Source organism: Chryseobacterium sp. CBSDS_008, from assembly GCF_049959325.1.
In the GTDB taxonomy this organism is placed as follows: Bacteria; Bacteroidota; Bacteroidia; order Flavobacteriales; family Weeksellaceae; genus Chryseobacterium.
Genome location: NZ_CP188202.1, coordinates 3,980,022 through 3,996,555 on the forward strand (window position 1 = coordinate 3,980,022; position 16,534 = coordinate 3,996,555).

Annotated in this window: 21 protein-coding genes; 9 read left to right on the top strand and 12 right to left on the bottom strand. The window is 36.4% G+C overall.

All coding sequences use genetic code 11. The annotated features are described in order from the left end of the window. A complete protein-coding gene (locus ACP3T3_RS18015; RefSeq protein ID WP_066690947.1) occupies positions 1–606 on the bottom strand; it encodes a LemA family protein in 606 nt (201 codons plus the stop codon). Between the two features lie 73 nt (positions 607–679). Between ACP3T3_RS18015 and ACP3T3_RS18020 the strand changes: the two genes are divergently transcribed. Further along, on the top strand, positions 680–1,174 hold the full coding sequence (locus ACP3T3_RS18020; protein ID WP_426477146.1) for a dihydrofolate reductase: 495 nt from the start codon (positions 680–682) through the stop codon (positions 1,172–1,174). A 75-nt stretch (positions 1,175–1,249) separates the two neighbouring features. Beyond that, positions 1,250–1,819, top strand: a complete 570-nt coding sequence (locus tag ACP3T3_RS18025) for a DUF2892 domain-containing protein (protein ID WP_426477147.1) — start codon at positions 1,250–1,252, stop codon at positions 1,817–1,819. 296 nt (positions 1,820–2,115) lie between these two features. On the opposite strand, the gene ACP3T3_RS18030 is transcribed toward ACP3T3_RS18025, so the two are convergent. The 4 genes from ACP3T3_RS18030 to ACP3T3_RS18045 all read right to left on the bottom strand — a co-directional run bounded on the left by ACP3T3_RS18030 (position 2,116) and on the right by ACP3T3_RS18045 (position 4,672). Beyond that, positions 2,116–2,391 (bottom strand): hypothetical protein, encoded by a 276-nt coding sequence (locus tag ACP3T3_RS18030; RefSeq protein ID WP_426477148.1) that lies wholly within the window; start codon positions 2,389–2,391, stop codon positions 2,116–2,118. 4 nt (positions 2,392–2,395) lie between these two features. Further along, a complete protein-coding gene (locus tag ACP3T3_RS18035; RefSeq protein ID WP_413960411.1) occupies positions 2,396–3,031 on the bottom strand; it encodes a trimeric intracellular cation channel family protein in 636 nt (211 codons plus the stop codon). Between the two features lie 110 nt (positions 3,032–3,141). Next, a complete protein-coding gene (gene coaD, locus ACP3T3_RS18040) occupies positions 3,142–3,606 on the bottom strand; it encodes a pantetheine-phosphate adenylyltransferase (protein WP_002983612.1) in 465 nt (154 codons plus the stop codon). Positions 3,607–3,688: 82 nt separating this feature from the next. Then, a complete protein-coding gene (locus ACP3T3_RS18045; protein ID WP_426477149.1) occupies positions 3,689–4,672 on the bottom strand; it encodes a D-alanine--D-alanine ligase in 984 nt (327 codons plus the stop codon). 156 nt (positions 4,673–4,828) lie between these two features. Here ACP3T3_RS18045 and ACP3T3_RS18050 point away from each other — a divergent pair, with 156 nt between their 5' ends. The 5 genes from ACP3T3_RS18050 to murI all read left to right on the top strand — a co-directional run bounded on the left by ACP3T3_RS18050 (position 4,829) and on the right by murI (position 10,134). After that, positions 4,829–5,917: a PASTA domain-containing protein gene (locus ACP3T3_RS18050; protein WP_426477150.1), complete on the top strand. Its 1,089-nt coding sequence runs from the start codon at positions 4,829–4,831 to the stop codon at positions 5,915–5,917. Positions 5,918–5,990: 73 nt separating this feature from the next. Then, entirely contained in the window at positions 5,991–7,064 is a 1,074-nt protein-coding gene (locus tag ACP3T3_RS18055; protein WP_426477151.1) for an RluA family pseudouridine synthase, read from the top strand. Between the two features lie 51 nt (positions 7,065–7,115). Next, on the top strand, positions 7,116–8,066 hold the full coding sequence (locus tag ACP3T3_RS18060; protein WP_232722017.1) for a PorP/SprF family type IX secretion system membrane protein: 951 nt from the start codon (positions 7,116–7,118) through the stop codon (positions 8,064–8,066). Positions 8,067–8,117: 51 nt separating this feature from the next. Then, complete coding sequence (gene hemW, locus ACP3T3_RS18065) at positions 8,118–9,242, top strand: radical SAM family heme chaperone HemW (RefSeq protein WP_426477152.1); 1,125 nt, start codon at positions 8,118–8,120, stop codon at positions 9,240–9,242. Between the two features lie 61 nt (positions 9,243–9,303). Continuing rightward, a complete protein-coding gene (gene murI / locus ACP3T3_RS18070; protein ID WP_426477153.1) occupies positions 9,304–10,134 on the top strand; it encodes a glutamate racemase in 831 nt (276 codons plus the stop codon). Positions 10,135–10,395: 261 nt separating this feature from the next. On the opposite strand, the gene ACP3T3_RS18075 is transcribed toward murI, so the two are convergent. After that, positions 10,396–10,995 (bottom strand): nitroreductase family protein, encoded by a 600-nt coding sequence (locus ACP3T3_RS18075; RefSeq protein ID WP_426477154.1) that lies wholly within the window; start codon positions 10,993–10,995, stop codon positions 10,396–10,398. Between the two features lie 85 nt (positions 10,996–11,080). Between ACP3T3_RS18075 and ACP3T3_RS18080 the strand changes: the two genes are divergently transcribed. Then, positions 11,081–11,428 (top strand): winged helix-turn-helix transcriptional regulator, encoded by a 348-nt coding sequence (locus ACP3T3_RS18080; protein WP_426477155.1) that lies wholly within the window; start codon positions 11,081–11,083, stop codon positions 11,426–11,428. Here ACP3T3_RS18080 and ACP3T3_RS18085 read toward each other — a convergent pair. From ACP3T3_RS18085 to ACP3T3_RS18110, 6 genes are all read right to left on the bottom strand, one after another. Then, positions 11,425–11,997 carry an RsmD family RNA methyltransferase gene (locus tag ACP3T3_RS18085; protein ID WP_426477156.1) on the bottom strand — a complete coding sequence of 191 codons (573 nt, stop codon included), beginning with the start codon at positions 11,995–11,997 and terminating at the stop codon, positions 11,425–11,427. The two genes, ACP3T3_RS18080 and ACP3T3_RS18085, sit on opposite strands and share 4 nt — an antisense overlap. 84 nt (positions 11,998–12,081) lie before the next feature. Beyond that, positions 12,082–12,798 (bottom strand): DUF3822 family protein, encoded by a 717-nt coding sequence (locus ACP3T3_RS18090; protein WP_426477157.1) that lies wholly within the window; start codon positions 12,796–12,798, stop codon positions 12,082–12,084. Between the two features lie 18 nt (positions 12,799–12,816). Further along, the gene (locus ACP3T3_RS18095; RefSeq protein ID WP_426477158.1) at positions 12,817–13,311 is read right to left on the bottom strand and encodes a Smr/MutS family protein; all 495 of its coding nucleotides are present in this window, start codon (positions 13,309–13,311) and stop codon (positions 12,817–12,819) included. Between the two features lie 102 nt (positions 13,312–13,413). Further along, entirely contained in the window at positions 13,414–13,911 is a 498-nt protein-coding gene (locus tag ACP3T3_RS18100; protein WP_426477159.1) for a metallophosphoesterase family protein, read from the bottom strand. After that, positions 13,911–14,360 carry a hypothetical protein gene (locus tag ACP3T3_RS18105; protein ID WP_426477160.1) on the bottom strand — a complete coding sequence of 150 codons (450 nt, stop codon included), beginning with the start codon at positions 14,358–14,360 and terminating at the stop codon, positions 13,911–13,913. Before ACP3T3_RS18105 ends, ACP3T3_RS18100 begins: the two co-directional genes overlap by 1 nt. Positions 14,361–14,417: 57 nt before the next feature. Next, positions 14,418–14,882, bottom strand: a complete 465-nt coding sequence (locus tag ACP3T3_RS18110; protein WP_426477161.1) for a hypothetical protein — start codon at positions 14,880–14,882, stop codon at positions 14,418–14,420. Positions 14,883–14,969: 87 nt separating this feature from the next. Between ACP3T3_RS18110 and ACP3T3_RS18115 the strand changes: the two genes are divergently transcribed. Beyond that, positions 14,970–16,514, top strand: a complete 1,545-nt coding sequence (locus ACP3T3_RS18115) for a serine hydrolase (RefSeq protein ID WP_426477162.1) — start codon at positions 14,970–14,972, stop codon at positions 16,512–16,514. Positions 16,515–16,534: the final 20 nt, after the last annotated feature.

The following is a 16,534-nucleotide window of genomic DNA, read 5'->3' on the forward strand; positions in this document are numbered from 1 at the left end:
TTATTTGAATACTTCAGGGGCTTTCTGAGCTCCTGCATCAGCTTTGAAATAAGGTTTTTCTTTAAAATTGGTAAAATTCGCCAGAATATTATTCGGGAAAGTTTTGATGGAAGTATTGTAATCCTTTGCAGCATCATTATAATAAACAGTTTCAGTTCTGATACTGTTTTCTATAGCAGTGTATTCTCTCTGGAAGTTGATATACTGCTGGTCTGCTTTTAAGTTGGGATAAGATTCCACCACGGCCATCAATCTGCTCAACGCTCCGGATAATTCTCCCTGTGCCGCCTGGAATTTGGCCAAATCTGCTTCAGTCATATTCGTAGGATCAATATTGATAGAAGTTGCTTTGGAACGTGCTTCCACAACCTGGGTCAACGTTTCCTGTTCAAATTTTGAATACGATTTTACGGTTCTTTCCAGATTCGGAATAAGATTGGCTCTTTTCTGATATACAGTCTCTACATTGGACCATTTTGCGTTTACAGTCTGTTCTTTGTTGACAAAACTGTTATATCCGCTTTTTCCCCAGAAGAACAGTACGGCAACAATAATAAGAAGGGCAATACCAATGGTTCCTGCACCCAGACATCCTTTATTTTTCATAGTTTATTTTTTTAAATTTTTTGTGCTAACCAAATATACAAATTATGTGCTAATTTTGTAAAAAATTATTTGAATGACAACAATAGTGGTGGCAATGGGAGAGAAAAATGAAATTGGTTTTGAAAATCAGTTGCTTTGGCATCTTCCAAAAGATTTGAAACATTTTAAAGATATTACTTCAGGACATCCGATTATTATGGGAAGAAAAACATACGAAAGTATCGGAAAGCCTCTTCCAAACCGTACCAACATTGTTGTTTCAAGAAAGAAAGACTGGTTTGAAGAAGGAATTCTTATTGTAGGAAGCATCAAGGAAGCATTGAAATTTGCAAAAAAAATTGATGAAGAAGTTTTCGTTATCGGTGGCGGAAACATCTATGAGCAGACTATGGATCTAGTAGACAAACTGGAGGTTACTTTGGTGAAAGCAGATCTTGAAGCGGATACATTCTTCCCGAAAATAGATCCTAACACCTGGAAAATGACAAACGAAATCTGCCATGAAAAAGATGAAAAAAACGGCTATGATTTCTGTTTCCAGACGTTTGAAAGAATAAAGAGCGAATAGTTACAGGAATTCTAACCTCTAACTTCTAGCTTCTAATCTCTAATTTATTTATCTTTGCACTTCTAAAATTTAATAATGAATAAATACATAAAAATTGCAATAGCAGCACTTCTTATCCTGGCAGGACTTTGTATGATGATTTTCACAAGAAATCTGGGCTGGGGTATTGTTATCTTCCTTTTGGCTGCATTTCCGATCTTACTATTTTTTAAGAATGAATATATCTTGCTGGCATTCTGGCAATTGAGAAAACAGAATATGGAGAAAGCCGGAGAATGGTTATCAAAAATTACAGATTATAAAGGCCAGCTTCATAAGACTCAATACGGATATTACCACTATTTATCAGGATTGACTCAAGCTCAGGACCATCCTGCAAAAGTAGAACCTTTCATGAAGAAAGCGCTGGAATATGGTTTGAATATGAAGCATGACAGAGCAATGGCTACTTTAAATCTTGCAGCAGCAGCTATTTCTAAAGGAAGAAAGCAGGAAGGCCAGAAGCTGCTTGAAGAAGCAAAAAGATTAGACAGTGCAGGAATGATGACTGATCAGATCAAAATGATGAAAGAACAGCTGAAGATGCCGACCATGCAGAAGCATATGCACAATCCTAATATGAGAAACAGAGGGAAATTCTTCTAATCAACCTGAACATACAATATATAAAGCCCTGAATTTTCAGGACTTTTTGTTTTTTATGATGGGAGGAGGTGGAGGTGCTTCCTGTTTAAAAAAAGTATCTTTTGGGTAAATGTTTTCCTTTACGGCAAACAAGCTATCATGCTTTATAAATTTATCTCGGAGCCCATCATCATAAAATTTACAACTCTGTTTTTTATACATTACAGTGACCAACGGGAAATCTCCTTTCTCATGCGGTTTATCTTCTTTATTCAGGAATTTAAGATAACTTTCAAAAGATAGAGGATCGCTTGCTTTTACTTTGTAGATTCTTTAGGTAATGTTTGTGTTCTTTTACTATGAGATGATACTTCAGAGTACTTCTCAAGAAACAGAGTGTCATTCTGTTTGGTAAAAGTATATGTCTCAGATGCGAAGAACATGCAGGCTGAAAGATCAGTTATTATTTTGACAGTATCTCCGTTTTCCATCTTGTCTGAAAAATGATAAATGTCTTTATGCAGATCAAATTTACTCTCATGTTTGCAGGAGAATAAAGAAAGTAAAAGAATGATAAAAAATGGTTTTTTCACGAATTTACATTTCCGAATTGTTATGGTCATAGCCATAAAATTTAGGCATCTGCCAATGGTATTTTACAGCAAGTGTTCGTATAGCGACAATAAGGAGGATAGTGAGAATCTGTACAAATGTGTAGGAAAGGAGAGAGTATTTGGTCATCAATAAGAATACTGCTCCTCCAACGATACATGCTGTGGCATAAATTTCCTTTCTGAAAATCAAAGGAATTCTGTTGAGCAATATATCCCGGATAATCCCTCCGAAACAGCCCGTAATTGTTCCCAATGCGATACAGATCATAGGATGGATTCCTGCATTCAATCCTTTCTGAACTCCGATAATGGTAAATAGGCCAAGCCCGAAGCTGTCGAAAATAAATAAAGTTACTTTAAAATTTTTCTCAAGAGATTTGAATATCATTGAAAAAATGCTGGTAACCAGAATCAGGGTACACATCAGGATATCATGCATCCAGAATACAGGAATATCAAGTAACAGGTCTCTTACAGTTCCTCCTCCTACAGAAGTTACAAATGCAATAATAAGTACCCCGAAAGGATCAAGCCGTTTCTGCATTGCTGCAAAACTTCCCGACATGGAAAAGGCAATGGTCCCAAGGACTTCTATGGCAAAATTAAACTGTTCGTGCATATATAATTATAAATGATTGTTGATAAATGATAATTGATGAATGATTTCTGCTTAAGCAAATTCTTGGCCATTATATCAATTATCATTTATCGCTCATCAATTATATTTTTTTATCGCTCCACTCTCACGGATTCCGGAACCAATAGTTCATATTCACCCCCATGGTTAATAATCTCTCTTACAATACTGCTGCTAATGAAAGATTTTCCGGATGAGGTTAATAAAAAAACGGTTTCCAGTTTCTTATGAGCCAAAGTCCGGTTTGTATGGGCGATTGCTTTTTCAAACTCGAAATCGGCGGGGTTCCTAAGTCCTCTGATGATGTACTGTGCATTTTTTTCGAAGCAGTAGTCAACGGTAAGTCCTTCAAAATAATCTACTTCTACATTGGGAAATTCTGCTACTGAATTTTGTATGAATTCCATTCTTTTTTCAAGAGGGAACATGTATTTTTTCTGGGAGTTCTGGCCGATAGCAATGATGAGTTTATCAAATAGCGGAGCCGCTCTTTCTATGATGTCGTAATGTCCTAGTGTAATCGGGTCAAAAGACCCTGGGAAAACAGCAATTTTCATGTTGTACGGGTTATGATTTTGAATTGTAAATTACCCGTTAAAAGTTATAGATTTATTTTATATCTAACTTCTAACTTCTCTATTATTTATTCAGTGCTTTTTCAACTTCATTTCCACAAAGATCCATAATGGAAATTCCATAATGTTTTGCCTGTTGAGGAAGGATACTTGCTGGCGAGAATCCAGGGTTGGTATTCATTTCCAGCATGTAAGGAATTCCGTCCATCAAAATAAACTCACTTCGTGAAAAGCCACTCATTCCTAATGAATTGTATGCTCTTTTGGCAATTTCTTCCACTCTTTTTGTAGTTTCCGCATCAATTCTTGCGGGTGTAATTTCTTCGGATGCGCCTTCATATTTGGCCTCGTAATCGAAAAACTCATTGGTGGGAACAATTTCAGTGATTCCTAAAACAATGGTCTCTCCTTTAAAATCAATAACACCTACAGAAACTTCCATTCCGTCTAAGAAACTTTCTATCAGGATTTCATCATCTTCTTTGAATGCGATTTCAGCAGCAGCAATCAGTTCAGATTTTTCTTTCACTTTTGAAATTCCCAAAGAAGATCCCGACTGGTTGGGTTTTACGAACAGTGGAAGCTTGAGTTCTGATACAATGGCATCCACATTGATGGTTTCCCCTTTTCTCAGATAAATACTTTTCGCAGAAGGAATTCCGTATTTTGAAAGTACAGCCAGTGTATCTTTTTTATTGAATGTAAGAGCGCTCTGATAAAAACCACAGCCTGTATATTTTTGACCTATTGCATCCCAGTATGCCTGAAGAATTCCATTTTCTCCCGGAGTTCCGTGAATAATATTGAAACAGACATCAAACTGTAAGGTTTCTCCATTATCTAACGTCACAGAAAAATCACCTCTGTTGATCTCATATTTTTTATCATTTTCTCCTAAAAAATACCATTCATCTTTAAGGATTACCACTTTATATACTTCATAGAGATTTCTGTCCAGAGAATCATAGATCAATTGTCCGCTTTTTAAAGAAACAACATATTCATCAGAATAGCCTCCCATTACTACGGCAACACTTTTTTTGTTCATAACCATATAGTATCAATTAAGGCAAATTTAATCATTTTATGCAATGAAATATGGCAAACCGGCAAATTTTAAAATCAAAAATGAATTGTGTTAAATAAAAAGTCCATTCTAAAATTATTAGCTATATTTGCGGTTATAATTAAAGTATTTTTAAGTATGCTTAAATCACTTTTCAATTGGAAAGTTTTACTGAATTTAGTAGTAGCCATCGGTGTTTTCGTTGGGTTAGTATGGCTCACATTTCGCTGGCTGGAATATCATACTAATCACGGTCAGGAAATTCCTGTTCCCAATATTGTAAATAAATCGGTACATGATGCCGTTAAAATATTAGACGATACAGGATTGGAATATGAAGTGGACAGTGCCAATTATGATCCTAAATACAGGCCATTCCAGGTGTTGCAGGTGTATCCTGCACCCGGTTCCCGTGTAAAAGACGGAAGAACTGTAACGCTTAAAGTAAATCCGAGAACATGGGCTCCGATTGCGGTTCCTAATGTTATTAATAAGTATTCCGGTCTGGCTTTCCAGAGATTGGACCAGGTAGGTCTTAAAATCGGGGATACAATTTATGAACCTAGTATTCAGAAAGATGCCCTTTTAAGAATATTATATAAAGGAAATGCTGTAAACCCGGGAACCCGTTTACCAAGGTTCTCTACAATTGACGTAGTGGTAGGTTCCGGCCCGATGAGAAATATTTCTATTCCTAATGTAGTAGGCCTTACCGTAAAAGAGGCGAGAGCAGTTATTACCAAGAGTATGTTTGAAGTAGGATTGGTAGAATATGAAGACGGCGGTAAGGATGAGTCTGATATTATTTATTATCAGGATCCTGCTTCGGGAGATGTTCGTGATCAGGGAATGCAGATTGACCTTTGGGCAAGTAAGAAAACTCCGGCAGAGCTGAGAGCTAAAGTAGAACAGCTGAATTCTATCTATCGCATGAAAGTGGATACTTCACTTCCTCCGGTACGATATGAAGAAGTACACAGTGAGCCAAGTTATGAGGCTCCGATAGTACCGGCTCCTGCCCCTAAAAGGGAAACTCCGAAACCTGAAGTTCCGAAAACTGAGACCCCAAAAACCCAGACTGCAACTTCTAAACCTGCAGGTCAGGGTGCAGAGAAGCCTAAAACTTCTACTACAACGCCTGCTGCAGGAAGTACAGCCAAACCGGCTGCAACAACTACACAACAGCCTGCTCAAAAGCCAAAAGCTAAGAAGGTTGTCGTAGAATAAGATCAGATTAATATCAAAAATACAGGCTTCAACTGCAAAATGTTGAGGCCTTTTGTGTAAAAAATATAAAACAATGTCAGAAGATAACGAAGATTTTTTAGATGAAGAATTATTAGATTCCAACAGTATTGAAAATATTGATATTGATGAGGAAAATAAAGGATTATATGAACATCTTAATATCACTGTGGACAGCAAACAGGAGCCGTTAAGAATTGATAAGTTCCTTTTAATCTACAGGCAGAATTCTTCAAGAAATAAAATTTCACAAACCTGCAGAGCCGGAAACGTGATTGTGAACGGAGCTCCGGTAAAGCAGAACTACCGGGTAAAGCCGGGAGATCAGATCTCCGTACTGCTTACCCATCCTCCGAGGGAGAATGTCATTATTCCCCAGGATATCCCTGTGAATATCATTTATGAAGATGATGACCTTGTTGTTGTTGATAAGGAACCCGGAATGGTGGTACATCCTGGATTCGGAAACTGGGATGGAACACTGGTGAATGCATTGGCATATCATTTTGAAAAGAACGGCGAGAAATCTGATCTTGACAGGGTAGGGCTTGTTCACAGGATTGATAAGGATACATCAGGACTGCTGGTGATTGCCAAGAATGAATATGCATTGAGCTTTCTTGCCAAACAGTTCTTTAACCGAACTACCAAAAGACTGTACTGGGCTTTTGTCTGGGGAAATATTAAGGATGAAGAAGGTACAATAAAAGGCCATATCGGGAGGCATCCTAAAAACAGAATGCAGATGTCTGTATATGAAGATGGCAGCCAGGGGAAGCATGCTGTGACCCATTATAAGGTTCTGGAAAGATTCAAATATATGACCTGGGTGGAATGTAAGCTTGAGACAGGAAGAACACATCAGATCAGAGCACACTTCAGACATATAGGACATACTTTATTTAATGATGAAAGATATGAAGGACATACTCCTTTAAGAGGGGTGAATCTTCCGAAATACAAACAATTTATTAAAAATGTGTTTGAAATTTTGCCAAGACATGCACTTCATGCACATACCCTCGGATTTATACACCCGACGACAAAGAAGGAATTATATTTTGAGAGCCCAATGCCCAAAGATATGGCGGATGCTGTAAAAAAATGGAGAAATTATTTAGAAAACTAAAAATATATTGAGAATTTTTTTATATTTGTTGAATTGAAATCAAGATTTGTTATGAGAAAACTATATGCTATCGTATGTTTAGCTCTTTTGTCAAATGCATACAAAGCACAAGAATCACTACCATACTATCAGCAATATCTTTTGGATGGTGAGTTCCTGTTCAACCCAGCTCAATACGGAAAAACAGATTACGTACAGCTCAACGCCAATTATCAACAACAATTTTCAAAATTCAGTAATTCTCCTAATGTTCAGTCAATCGGGATTAATGCGAATATCTTTGATAGAGTAGGTGCTGGTATTTCCGTGTTCAGAGACAGTAACGGACCTATCTCTGCTGGCGGTATCACGGCTGGTGCTTCATATTTTATTCCGCTAAGTAGTGAAGGAGACAGAAAAGACCAGTTCTCTTTCGGTACAAGTGTTAACTTCTATAACATGAATTTTGATTATTCAAAAATCAATACTGAAGAAGGAGGTGACCCGTTATTAAGAGGTGAAGAAAGTAACATTTTCATGGTGTATGCCAACTTCGGTTTGGCTGCAACCTACAGAGGTTTATTCGGAGGGGTTTCCGTCAATGATATCGCATTAAGTAATGATGCTTCTATCGTAAACAACTATGAGCCTTCTCCAATTAAATTCTTCTTAAACTTAGGATATAACTGGAACATTGCTGATAATATTACAATTGCACCGTCAGCATTGATCAACCTTAATACAAACTCAACAAGAATGATCGACTGGAACCTTATGGCGACATTCTCTAATGATATCAACGCATTCTCTTTCGGGGTAAGCTACAGAACGGTTCAGAACAGATTTGACAATCAGAACCTGAGTATCTCTCCAATTGTAAAAGTAAGATTCAACAAATTCATGATCGGAGCTACTTATAACCTGGGATTGTCTGATATCCAGAGCTATGGTGGAAACAGCTTCATGATCGGGCTGGGATATAACTTCGACAACTTTATTAATGTTAGAGGATTTAGATACTAATCAATTTAATTTAAATAAATTTGAGCTCTGAAAAATTTCAGAGCTTTTTTTATGATATATATTCACATTCCGTTCTGTAAACAAAAATGCAGTTACTGTAATTTCCATTTTTCAACATCCCTGAATTTCAAGGATGAAATGCTTCGTGCGATGAAAACAGAAATACTGCTTAGAAAAGATGAATTGCAGAACAGAAACCTGAAATCTTTGTATTTTGGAGGAGGAACTCCGTCCATTCTTTCTGTAGATGAGATCAGTTCTTTAATAGACGAAGTCTTGAGGTATTTCAGCTTTGAAAAAGATATTGAAATTACACTGGAAGCCAATCCGGATGATCTGGATAAAAATTTTTTAAAACAGCTGTCGGGAACACCGGTAAACAGGCTGTCTATTGGTACTCAAAGCTTTTTTGAGGAAGATTTAAAACTGATGAACCGGGCTCACAGTGCTTCTGAGGCAGAAAGCTCCATCAAAAGGGCTCAGGATTTCGGTTTTGAAAACCTGAGTATTGATCTGATCTACGGTTCACCGACTTCCAGTCTGGAGATATGGAAAGAAAATTTACATAAAACAATAGCGCTTGAAGTTCCTCATATTTCATCATATGCATTAACGGTAGAACCCAAAACAGCTTTGGAAAGCTGGATTTCAAAAGGAAAAGTAAAAAGCCCCAAAGAAGAAGAGCAGAACAGGGAGTTCTACTATTTGTCAGACTTTTTAAAAGACAACGGTTTTGAACATTATGAAGTCTCCAATTTTGCAAAACCCGGCTTCTATTCACGCCATAATTCCGCCTATTGGAAATACAATGAATATCTTGGAATAGGGCCTTCGGCGCATTCTTATAACGGATTTGATGTCAGAAGCTGGAACGTAGCCAACAATCAGCAATACATCAAAAAGCTTAATGCTCAATTATTAGCCAAAGAGGAAGAAATTCTTTCCAAGGAAGATCAGTTTAATGAAATGATTATGATTGGCTTGCGTACCATTTGGGGAGTAGATATTGAAAGTCTAAAAAATAAATTCTCAGATAGAGAACTGGAGCACTTTCAAGCAGCACTCAAACCAAAAATAGAAGAAGGTATTTTAATGATTGAAAATAACCATTTAAAAATTCCTGAAAAACATTGGTTTATGGCAGATGGAATTGCTTCGGATTTGTTTATTGTATAATGTTTATATGTATACAGATATGCCATAAAATTCACTATTTTTGTATAAAATTTCAGTTCATTTGAAAACTAAGAAACAAGATTATTCACATCTTTCACCAAGCCAGCCTATCGGAATTTTCGACAGCGGGGTAGGAGGTCTTACCGTTGCGAAAGAAATCAAAAGACTTCTTCCCAACGAAGATCTGATCTATTTTGGGGATACCAAGCACCTTCCTTACGGAGAAAAATCCAGGGAAGCGATTATTGAATATTCTACAAAGATCACCAATTTTCTGCTGGAGCAGAACTGTAAAGCCATTGTAATTGCCTGTAATACAGCCACAGCTAATGCTTTGAACGAAGTGATGCAATCTGTTGCAGGAAAGGTTCCTGTCATAGACGTTATCAATCCTGTTGCTGAAAAAGTATCTTATGAAATCCATAATAATGTAGGGGTTATTGCTACCAAAGCAACAGTAAATTCAGGATTATATAAAAAAAGCATCCGAAAGCATAATAAATGGATCAAAGTGGATGAGCTGGCAACGCCATTGCTGGTGCCTGCCATTGAAGAAGGATTTAAAAACCATCCGATCACCCATGCTATTATTTATAATTATTTAAGTAACAGTAAATTAAAAAATATTGAGACCCTGATTTTGGGCTGTACCCATTATCCTCTTTTAATAGATGAAATCAAGCAGTATTATGGAAACAGAGTCCGTGTCATTGATTCTCCGAATATTGTAGCCAATCATCTGAAGATTATCCTGGATAAGTACAACCTTTTAAATGATAACAACCACAAACCGAATTATCATTTCTATCTTTCAGACCTTACCAAAAATTTTGAAAAAATCTCTAAGAAATTCTTCGGAAAAACAATTGATTTGGAATTGAAAGTATTATAAACCAAAAGTCTGCTATCCGGAGCAGACTTTTTTTTATTAAATTTTGTCATTAGGAAATCAAGTTTTTGTGGCACAAAGATTTATTTTCGATAAAACCTTATGCTTCATTTAGTGCCCGCAGATTTCACAAATTCCACAGATAAGATGCTTTTAGAATTAAAAGATGAGTAAAAATCTGTGTCCTCTGTGAAATCTGTGGGGAAATAATGTTTAACTCCATTTGTGTTTGTTATAAAAGAGATCGTGAAGTTTGTGTTTAAATCATGCCTCCACAATTACCTTTTCAGCATTCAGTCTTTTCTTCGGATTAAATTTAGGCTGATTGGCATCTGCTTCATCTCTTTCCCCGATGGCTACTGCAAATAAGGTCTCATATTTTTCATTATTCAGGACCGCATCATATCCTTCAGGTTCAATGCCTTCCATTGGGGTAGAATCTATTCCCATTGCTGCACAGGCAGACAACAATACTCCTAATGACAAATATACCTGATGTCCCAGCCATGATTTTATAGCCTCTTCTCCTTTAGGTTTTACCATCGTGCGGTAATAATTAACAGAACCTTCCGGAAGGTTTTCTTCAATTTGCTTTTCAAAATTTTCAATATTTTTGATCACCTGAAAAACAATGATGTGACTGCTGTCCAACACTTTTTCCTTATTAAAGTAAGATTTGTCACCCAATTGCTTTTTCAGTTCCGGATCATTTACGAAAATAAAATTCCACGGCTGGCTGTTAATTGATGATGGACTTAAATTTAAAATCTCCTGAAGTGCTGCAATTTGTTCTTCACTGATTTTTCCCTGTGGGTTATACTTTTTTACAGTATACCTGTTTTTCATTTGATCTAAAAAGTTCATAATTTTATACTATCATTTTTATAGTTACAAAAGTAATTTAAGTTCACTAACTTTGCAATAACGGTAAAAAATGATAGTATAAAAAATGTATACAATAGATAATAAATCCTATCCCTGCTGCACCAGTGTCACCATGAAATTTATAGGAGGGAAATGGAAAGCAGTAATTTTGCACCACCTTATTGGCGGAGCTAAAAGGTATAACGAATTAAGAAAATCAATTCCTACGATTACAGAAAGGACATTGAGTTTACAGCTAAAACAATTGGAAGAGGATGGAATTGTTGACAGAAAGGTTTTTACAGAAAAACCTCCTTTAGTGGTGGAATATGAATTGACAGACTTTGGAAAAACGTTATTGCCTGTTCTGGAAGCAATTACAAAATGGGGTGAAAAAGCTCCGGTCATCTCCAAAAAAATAATCAGGAATTAAAGTTCCTGATTATTTTCTTTATTCGGTTCAAAAAAACTGAAACTTACGTTTCCGTATTTTCGGGTATCTATTAAATTGGGATGATCCAGCTTCATACGGCTTTGGTGTTCCACAATAAGAGCTCCGTTTTCTTTCAGGTATTTGTTGTTTAAAACCAAAGAGATCAGCTCGTGGTACTTTTTCTCTTCCATTTCGAATGGAGCATCAGAGAAAACGATCTCAAAAGATTTTTTATTTCTGAATTTTTTAAGCCAGTCAAATACATCACCTCTCTGCACATTGATCTGAAGTGCCATGTCAAGCTCAGAAGCCGTAGTATTGATAAATGCAGTATGTTTTGGATTCATTTCCACAGAAGTAATATTCTGGCATCCTCTGGAAGCAAATTCAAGAGTAATAGAGCCAATACCGGCAAAAAGATCAAGCACGGAAATCGACTGCATGTCGTATTTGTTTTCCAGAATACTGAATAAAGCCTCTTTCGCAAAATCGGTGGTAGGTCTTACATCAAAGTTTTTAGGAGCGGCAATTTTTTTGGCTTTCCATTTGCCTGATATGATTCTGAACATATTTTTGTTAGGGTTTAGGTTGTAGATTATAGGTGGCAGGTGACTGTGTCTGGGAACTAACTCCTAATCCCTGCAGCCTGCAACCTAGTTAAGTATAAAATTCTTGTTTGGAATATTGTCAAAAACGATTTTCAGGTTTTTAACAAATTTCTGAAGTTCGGAAATGAAGGTTTCATTTTCCGTAGTTTCTCCATAAGCGTAAAAGCTGGTTTCATTGATTCCGAAACCGATCTTGCTTAATGTAAACATGACGAAGTAAAGAAAATCTACTTCAGAATTGACATCCAGGTTGTTATAAAGAATGATTTTTTTGTTATCAATCGCAAAAAACTCACACTGATTATGATAAAGATTGATGTGAATTTCTTTGGTGGTTTTATTATTGATAGAACTTAAAAATTTTTCTCCTGAGAAATTAAAATGAACAGGAATTGCCAGCTCTTTTATTTTCTTATAATAGTTTTTCGGGAAAGTATAATAAAACTGGATATTGAATTTTTTATTGATAGAAAGCATCAGCTCTTCCTTCTCTCTGTCGGCAGGAGCGTTGAAGGCAATCAGGTCAAACCCTGCTTCATGCTCAGAAAAACCTTCCGGCATCAGGGTGAAATGATTAAATGCGGAAATCACCTGGATCTCGTCATAGCGCTGCTTAATAAGAACTTCATCCAGCTTTTGCTCAATAAGATTGGCTGGTGTCTCTTCAGTAACGAAATAAGACTTTTCTTCCAGAATGTTTTTGTTTTTAACAATCTGATAGATCAATCCGTCTTTGGTAAAAAGTAAATTAAGTACGTTCATATTTCAATTCCTGCAAATTTAGTGAAATTCTACCATTACCGCACCCGATTGATGGTGAAGTATTTCCTTATTATAAAAATCAATATTGACCTGGCTTTCCAATACGTCGCGAACCATCCTCTGTAAAGTCCCGTCACCAATGCCATGAACAATTTCCAGTCTCTTCAGGTTGTTTCTTCTGCAAAACTCAATCACTTCAATCAGTTTTTCCTTTTGGATAAACAATCTTTCAAAGCTGTCATAGTCATTGGGATTCTTCACCAAATTATGAAAATGCAGGTCTAAAACCAAATGATTTTTCTGATGTTTCTTAGAAATTACTTTTTTAGGCTCTGCTTTTCTTATAATCCTTATATTTTCATAGAGCTCTGTATCTTTCGGAACCAGCTTTTCTTTAAGATATTGATGGGTAAAGCCATATTCATCTTTAAAAACGACAATATTTCCCTTCACGGAAGTAATTACTCCGCTTAAATCTTCATCTACCACCGAAACCTTATCGCCAATCTTCATATTTTTTAAGAATTGTCTGAACCCATTATTTGTGCAAAGGTAAAAAGTAAAACGTATAGAAAACAAACTCTCCAACCCTCCAACTCTTACACCTCTCACTCATCAAACTCTCGGTCCGAGTTCAATCACTTCCAGATCTTTGATTTCCTCACCATCTACTACAAACCGCATCATGGTTCTTACTTTATGCCAGCCCTGTTTTCCACAGGCACCGGGATTCAGATGAAGGAGACTGTTTTTCTCATCATACATGGCTTTCAAAATATGAGAATGCCCTGAAATAAACAATTTCGGAGCTTTTTCTGTAATTTCTTTCTTAGTAAGTGGGGTATATCTTCCCGGATAACCTCCAATGTGGATCATCAGAACTTCCAGCTTTTCACATAAGAAACGGTTGACTTCCGGAAATTCTGCCTGAATTTTAGCATTATCAATGTTTCCGTAAACACCCTTCAGAGGTTTTATTTTTTCCAGCTGTTCAATCACATCCAGGCTTCCAAAATCTCCGCAATGCCATATTTCATCGGCCTGAGAAGCATATTCCAGAATTCTGTCATCTATGTAAGAATGAGAGTCGGAAAGGAGAAGGATCTTTGTCATTATCTAAGGGTTCTTTCGGTGATATTTTCGTGGTATTTATCTTTGAATACGGCTACACGGTCGGGATTTAGTTCTCCGTCATGATTGATTACTCTTTCTTTTAATAACCATTTTACCAGCTTTTCCATTCCTTTTTTAGAATTCATAAAATTGGCAATTTTGGCAATATCGGTTGATTCTACTTTCGTTTTTTCAGGCAGGAAATTCAGGATAAAATAATCATCACTTACATAGCTTGGAGTTTCATTGTCTATATACCGGTAAAGAAGAATTTCCTCATCATTTTTCATGGAGAAAAATGAATACTGGGCTATATTGATTTTTTCAGCCTTCAGGATCTGCTTTCCATCCAACAAAACTTTATCATCCTTAATGGTTACGTCCTGGGAAAAATATAAATTACAGCTTATGATCAATAAGAAGAAAGTCAATAATCTGTTTACTACCATTTTTACTTTTTTTAAGACTGCAAATATAAAGAAGCTTTCATCAATTCATATGAGATCTTAGTCAGTAATATTTTTTGTTTTTCGGATAGAATCCATTTTCTTCTCTATATCTGCACTGAAAACCTTTTTTAATTTCAGCTGATTCTCCGTAAGCTTTGAAATAATAAAAGTACCGGTCATATTGGTATTGGAAGGGAATATTAAAGTCACCGTAGAATCTGAAGCTTTTTTCCAGCTGCCAATGTAACGGTCTGGCTTTTCATTTTTAGTCACAGGTTCTTCCAAAGCATCATATCTTAAGGTAGATTTAATGAGATTTCCTGTTATTTTTCCATTTTTCTGAAATCTGATTCCTTCTCTTCTTGCTTCAAATCCATCCTGTTTCTCATAGGTATAAATATAAGTGTCCATTTTACTGAGATTCCAGGTTTGTAAAAGCAAAGGGTTGGCAGTTCTGTCCTGGGCTTTGATACCACTGATAGCGAAAAAAGAGAAAATACAGATACAAATAGGCTTTTTCATGAATACAACTGATTTATTGTAAAGTTTTAACATAGCTAAAATGAGCATCGTTAATATTTAGTAAATTTGGGAAAATTAAAATAAACAATGAAACAGAAACTTTCTTTTTTCATTTTTCTTTTGACCGTAGGATTGGCCAATGCGCAGGTTGAAGAAAAAAAACTGGACGAGCTGATCCAAAATACCCTGAAAACCTTTGATGTGCCGGGAATGTCAGTAGGAATTGTAAAAGATGGGAAAACGATCTATTCCAAAGGTTTGGGTGTACGTTCTCTTACTACTAAAGAACCTATGGATGATAATACATTGGTGGGGATTGCTTCCAATTCTAAAGGTTTTACGTGTACAGCATTAGCCATCTTAGCAGATGAAGGAAAACTGAATTGGGATGATAAAGTTTCAAAATATATTCCTGAATTTCAAATGTATGATCCTTACGTTTCTCAAAATGTAACGATCAAAGATCTTATTACACACAGAGCCGGATTAGGACTAGGGCAGGGAGATCTTATGTTCTTTCCTGAAGGAGGAAACTTAACTGTTAATGATATTGTTCATAATGTGAGATACCTGAAACCGGAAAATCCTTTCAGAACAAAATTGGATTATAACAATATCATGTTTATTGTAGCCGGAGAGGTGATTCACAGAGTTTCAGGATTAAGCTGGGCAGAATTTATTGAACAGAGAATAATGAAGCCTGTAGGTATGACTTCAAGTTTCGGAAGCTACAACAGAGCAAAAGCTACAGCAAACAAAATTGACGCACACGCTCCGGTAGATGGAAAAGCAATTGCTGTTCCTCATGACTGGAATGAGACAGGGAATGCTGCAGGAGGAATCATGAGTAATATCAAGGATATGACAACCTGGGCAGAATGTTTATTGAATAACTTCACCACAAAAGACGGGGAAAAACTGGTTTCTGATAAGAATGTTCAACAACTTTGGAGCCTTCAGATTCCAGACAAAGTGGCAGCAAAAAACCCATATGATACAAGCTTTTACGGATACGGTTTAGGATGGTTTTTAAGCGATGTTAAAGGACATAAACAAATACAGCATACTGGTGGATTGATAGGAACGGTTACACAGTTTACTTTAATTCCGGATATGAAACTGGGAATTGTAGTATTGACAAACCAGCAGTCCGGAGCAGCTTTCAATACTATTACCAATACCGTGAAAGATTCTTACCTTGGGGTAGCAGACAGAAACTGGCTGAAAACATATGGCGACAGAATGTCTAAAATGGAGGCTGAGTTCAACAAGCAGAAGAAAGAGGCCTTTGCAAAATCTGAAGCCTTCAAAAAAGAAAAATCTCTTCAGCCAAAAGCAGAGCAATTTACGGGAACCTATAATGACGTTTGGTTTGGTGATGTAGAAATTGTGCAGCAGGGAAATACGTACAGAATTTCATGTAAAAACTCTCCAAGATTAAAAGGGGAATTGCTTCCTTACTCCAATAATTCCTTTATTATTAAATGGGACGACAGAAGCTATGATGCAGACGCCTACATTATTTTCAGCTATGATGAAAACGGAAAAGCAGAATCTGCAAAATTGAAGCCTATTTCTGATGTGACGGATTTCAGTTTTGATTTTGATGATCTGGATTTGAAGAAGAAGTAAAAAGCGAAAGCATAAAAGAT

What these genes read in the sequence shown, in the direction of transcription:
- hemW (WP_426477152.1), top strand. Translation starts at nt 8,118, where the DNA reads ATGATATATATTCACATTCCGTTCTGTAAACAAAAATGCAGTTACTGT.
- ACP3T3_RS18080 (WP_426477155.1), top strand. Translation starts at nt 11,081, where the DNA reads ATGTATACAATAGATAATAAATCCTATCCCTGCTGCACCAGTGTCACC.
- coaD (WP_002983612.1), bottom strand. Translation starts at nt 3,606, where the DNA reads ATGAAAATTGCTGTTTTCCCAGGGTCTTTTGACCCGATTACACTAGGA.
- ACP3T3_RS18105 (WP_426477160.1), bottom strand. Translation starts at nt 14,360, where the DNA reads ATGGTAGTAAACAGATTATTGACTTTCTTCTTATTGATCATAAGCTGT.
- ACP3T3_RS18100 (WP_426477159.1), bottom strand. Translation starts at nt 13,911, where the DNA reads ATGACAAAGATCCTTCTCCTTTCCGACTCTCATTCTTACATAGATGAC.
- ACP3T3_RS18020 (WP_426477146.1), top strand. Translation starts at nt 680, where the DNA reads ATGACAACAATAGTGGTGGCAATGGGAGAGAAAAATGAAATTGGTTTT.
- ACP3T3_RS18015 (WP_066690947.1), bottom strand. Translation starts at nt 606, where the DNA reads ATGAAAAATAAAGGATGTCTGGGTGCAGGAACCATTGGTATTGCCCTT.
- ACP3T3_RS18025 (WP_426477147.1), top strand. Translation starts at nt 1,250, where the DNA reads ATGAATAAATACATAAAAATTGCAATAGCAGCACTTCTTATCCTGGCA.
- ACP3T3_RS18075 (WP_426477154.1), bottom strand. Translation starts at nt 10,995, where the DNA reads ATGAACTTTTTAGATCAAATGAAAAACAGGTATACTGTAAAAAAGTAT.
- ACP3T3_RS18050 (WP_426477150.1), top strand. Translation starts at nt 4,829, where the DNA reads ATGCTTAAATCACTTTTCAATTGGAAAGTTTTACTGAATTTAGTAGTA.
- ACP3T3_RS18055 (WP_426477151.1), top strand. Translation starts at nt 5,991, where the DNA reads ATGTCAGAAGATAACGAAGATTTTTTAGATGAAGAATTATTAGATTCC.
- ACP3T3_RS18090 (WP_426477157.1), bottom strand. Translation starts at nt 12,798, where the DNA reads ATGAACGTACTTAATTTACTTTTTACCAAAGACGGATTGATCTATCAG.
- ACP3T3_RS18045 (WP_426477149.1), bottom strand. Translation starts at nt 4,672, where the DNA reads ATGAACAAAAAAAGTGTTGCCGTAGTAATGGGAGGCTATTCTGATGAA.
- ACP3T3_RS18110 (WP_426477161.1), bottom strand. Translation starts at nt 14,882, where the DNA reads ATGAAAAAGCCTATTTGTATCTGTATTTTCTCTTTTTTCGCTATCAGT.
- ACP3T3_RS18035 (WP_413960411.1), bottom strand. Translation starts at nt 3,031, where the DNA reads ATGCACGAACAGTTTAATTTTGCCATAGAAGTCCTTGGGACCATTGCC.
- ACP3T3_RS18095 (WP_426477158.1), bottom strand. Translation starts at nt 13,311, where the DNA reads ATGAAGATTGGCGATAAGGTTTCGGTGGTAGATGAAGATTTAAGCGGA.
- ACP3T3_RS18115 (WP_426477162.1), top strand. Translation starts at nt 14,970, where the DNA reads ATGAAACAGAAACTTTCTTTTTTCATTTTTCTTTTGACCGTAGGATTG.
- ACP3T3_RS18085 (WP_426477156.1), bottom strand. Translation starts at nt 11,997, where the DNA reads ATGTTCAGAATCATATCAGGCAAATGGAAAGCCAAAAAAATTGCCGCT.
- ACP3T3_RS18060 (WP_232722017.1), top strand. Translation starts at nt 7,116, where the DNA reads ATGAGAAAACTATATGCTATCGTATGTTTAGCTCTTTTGTCAAATGCA.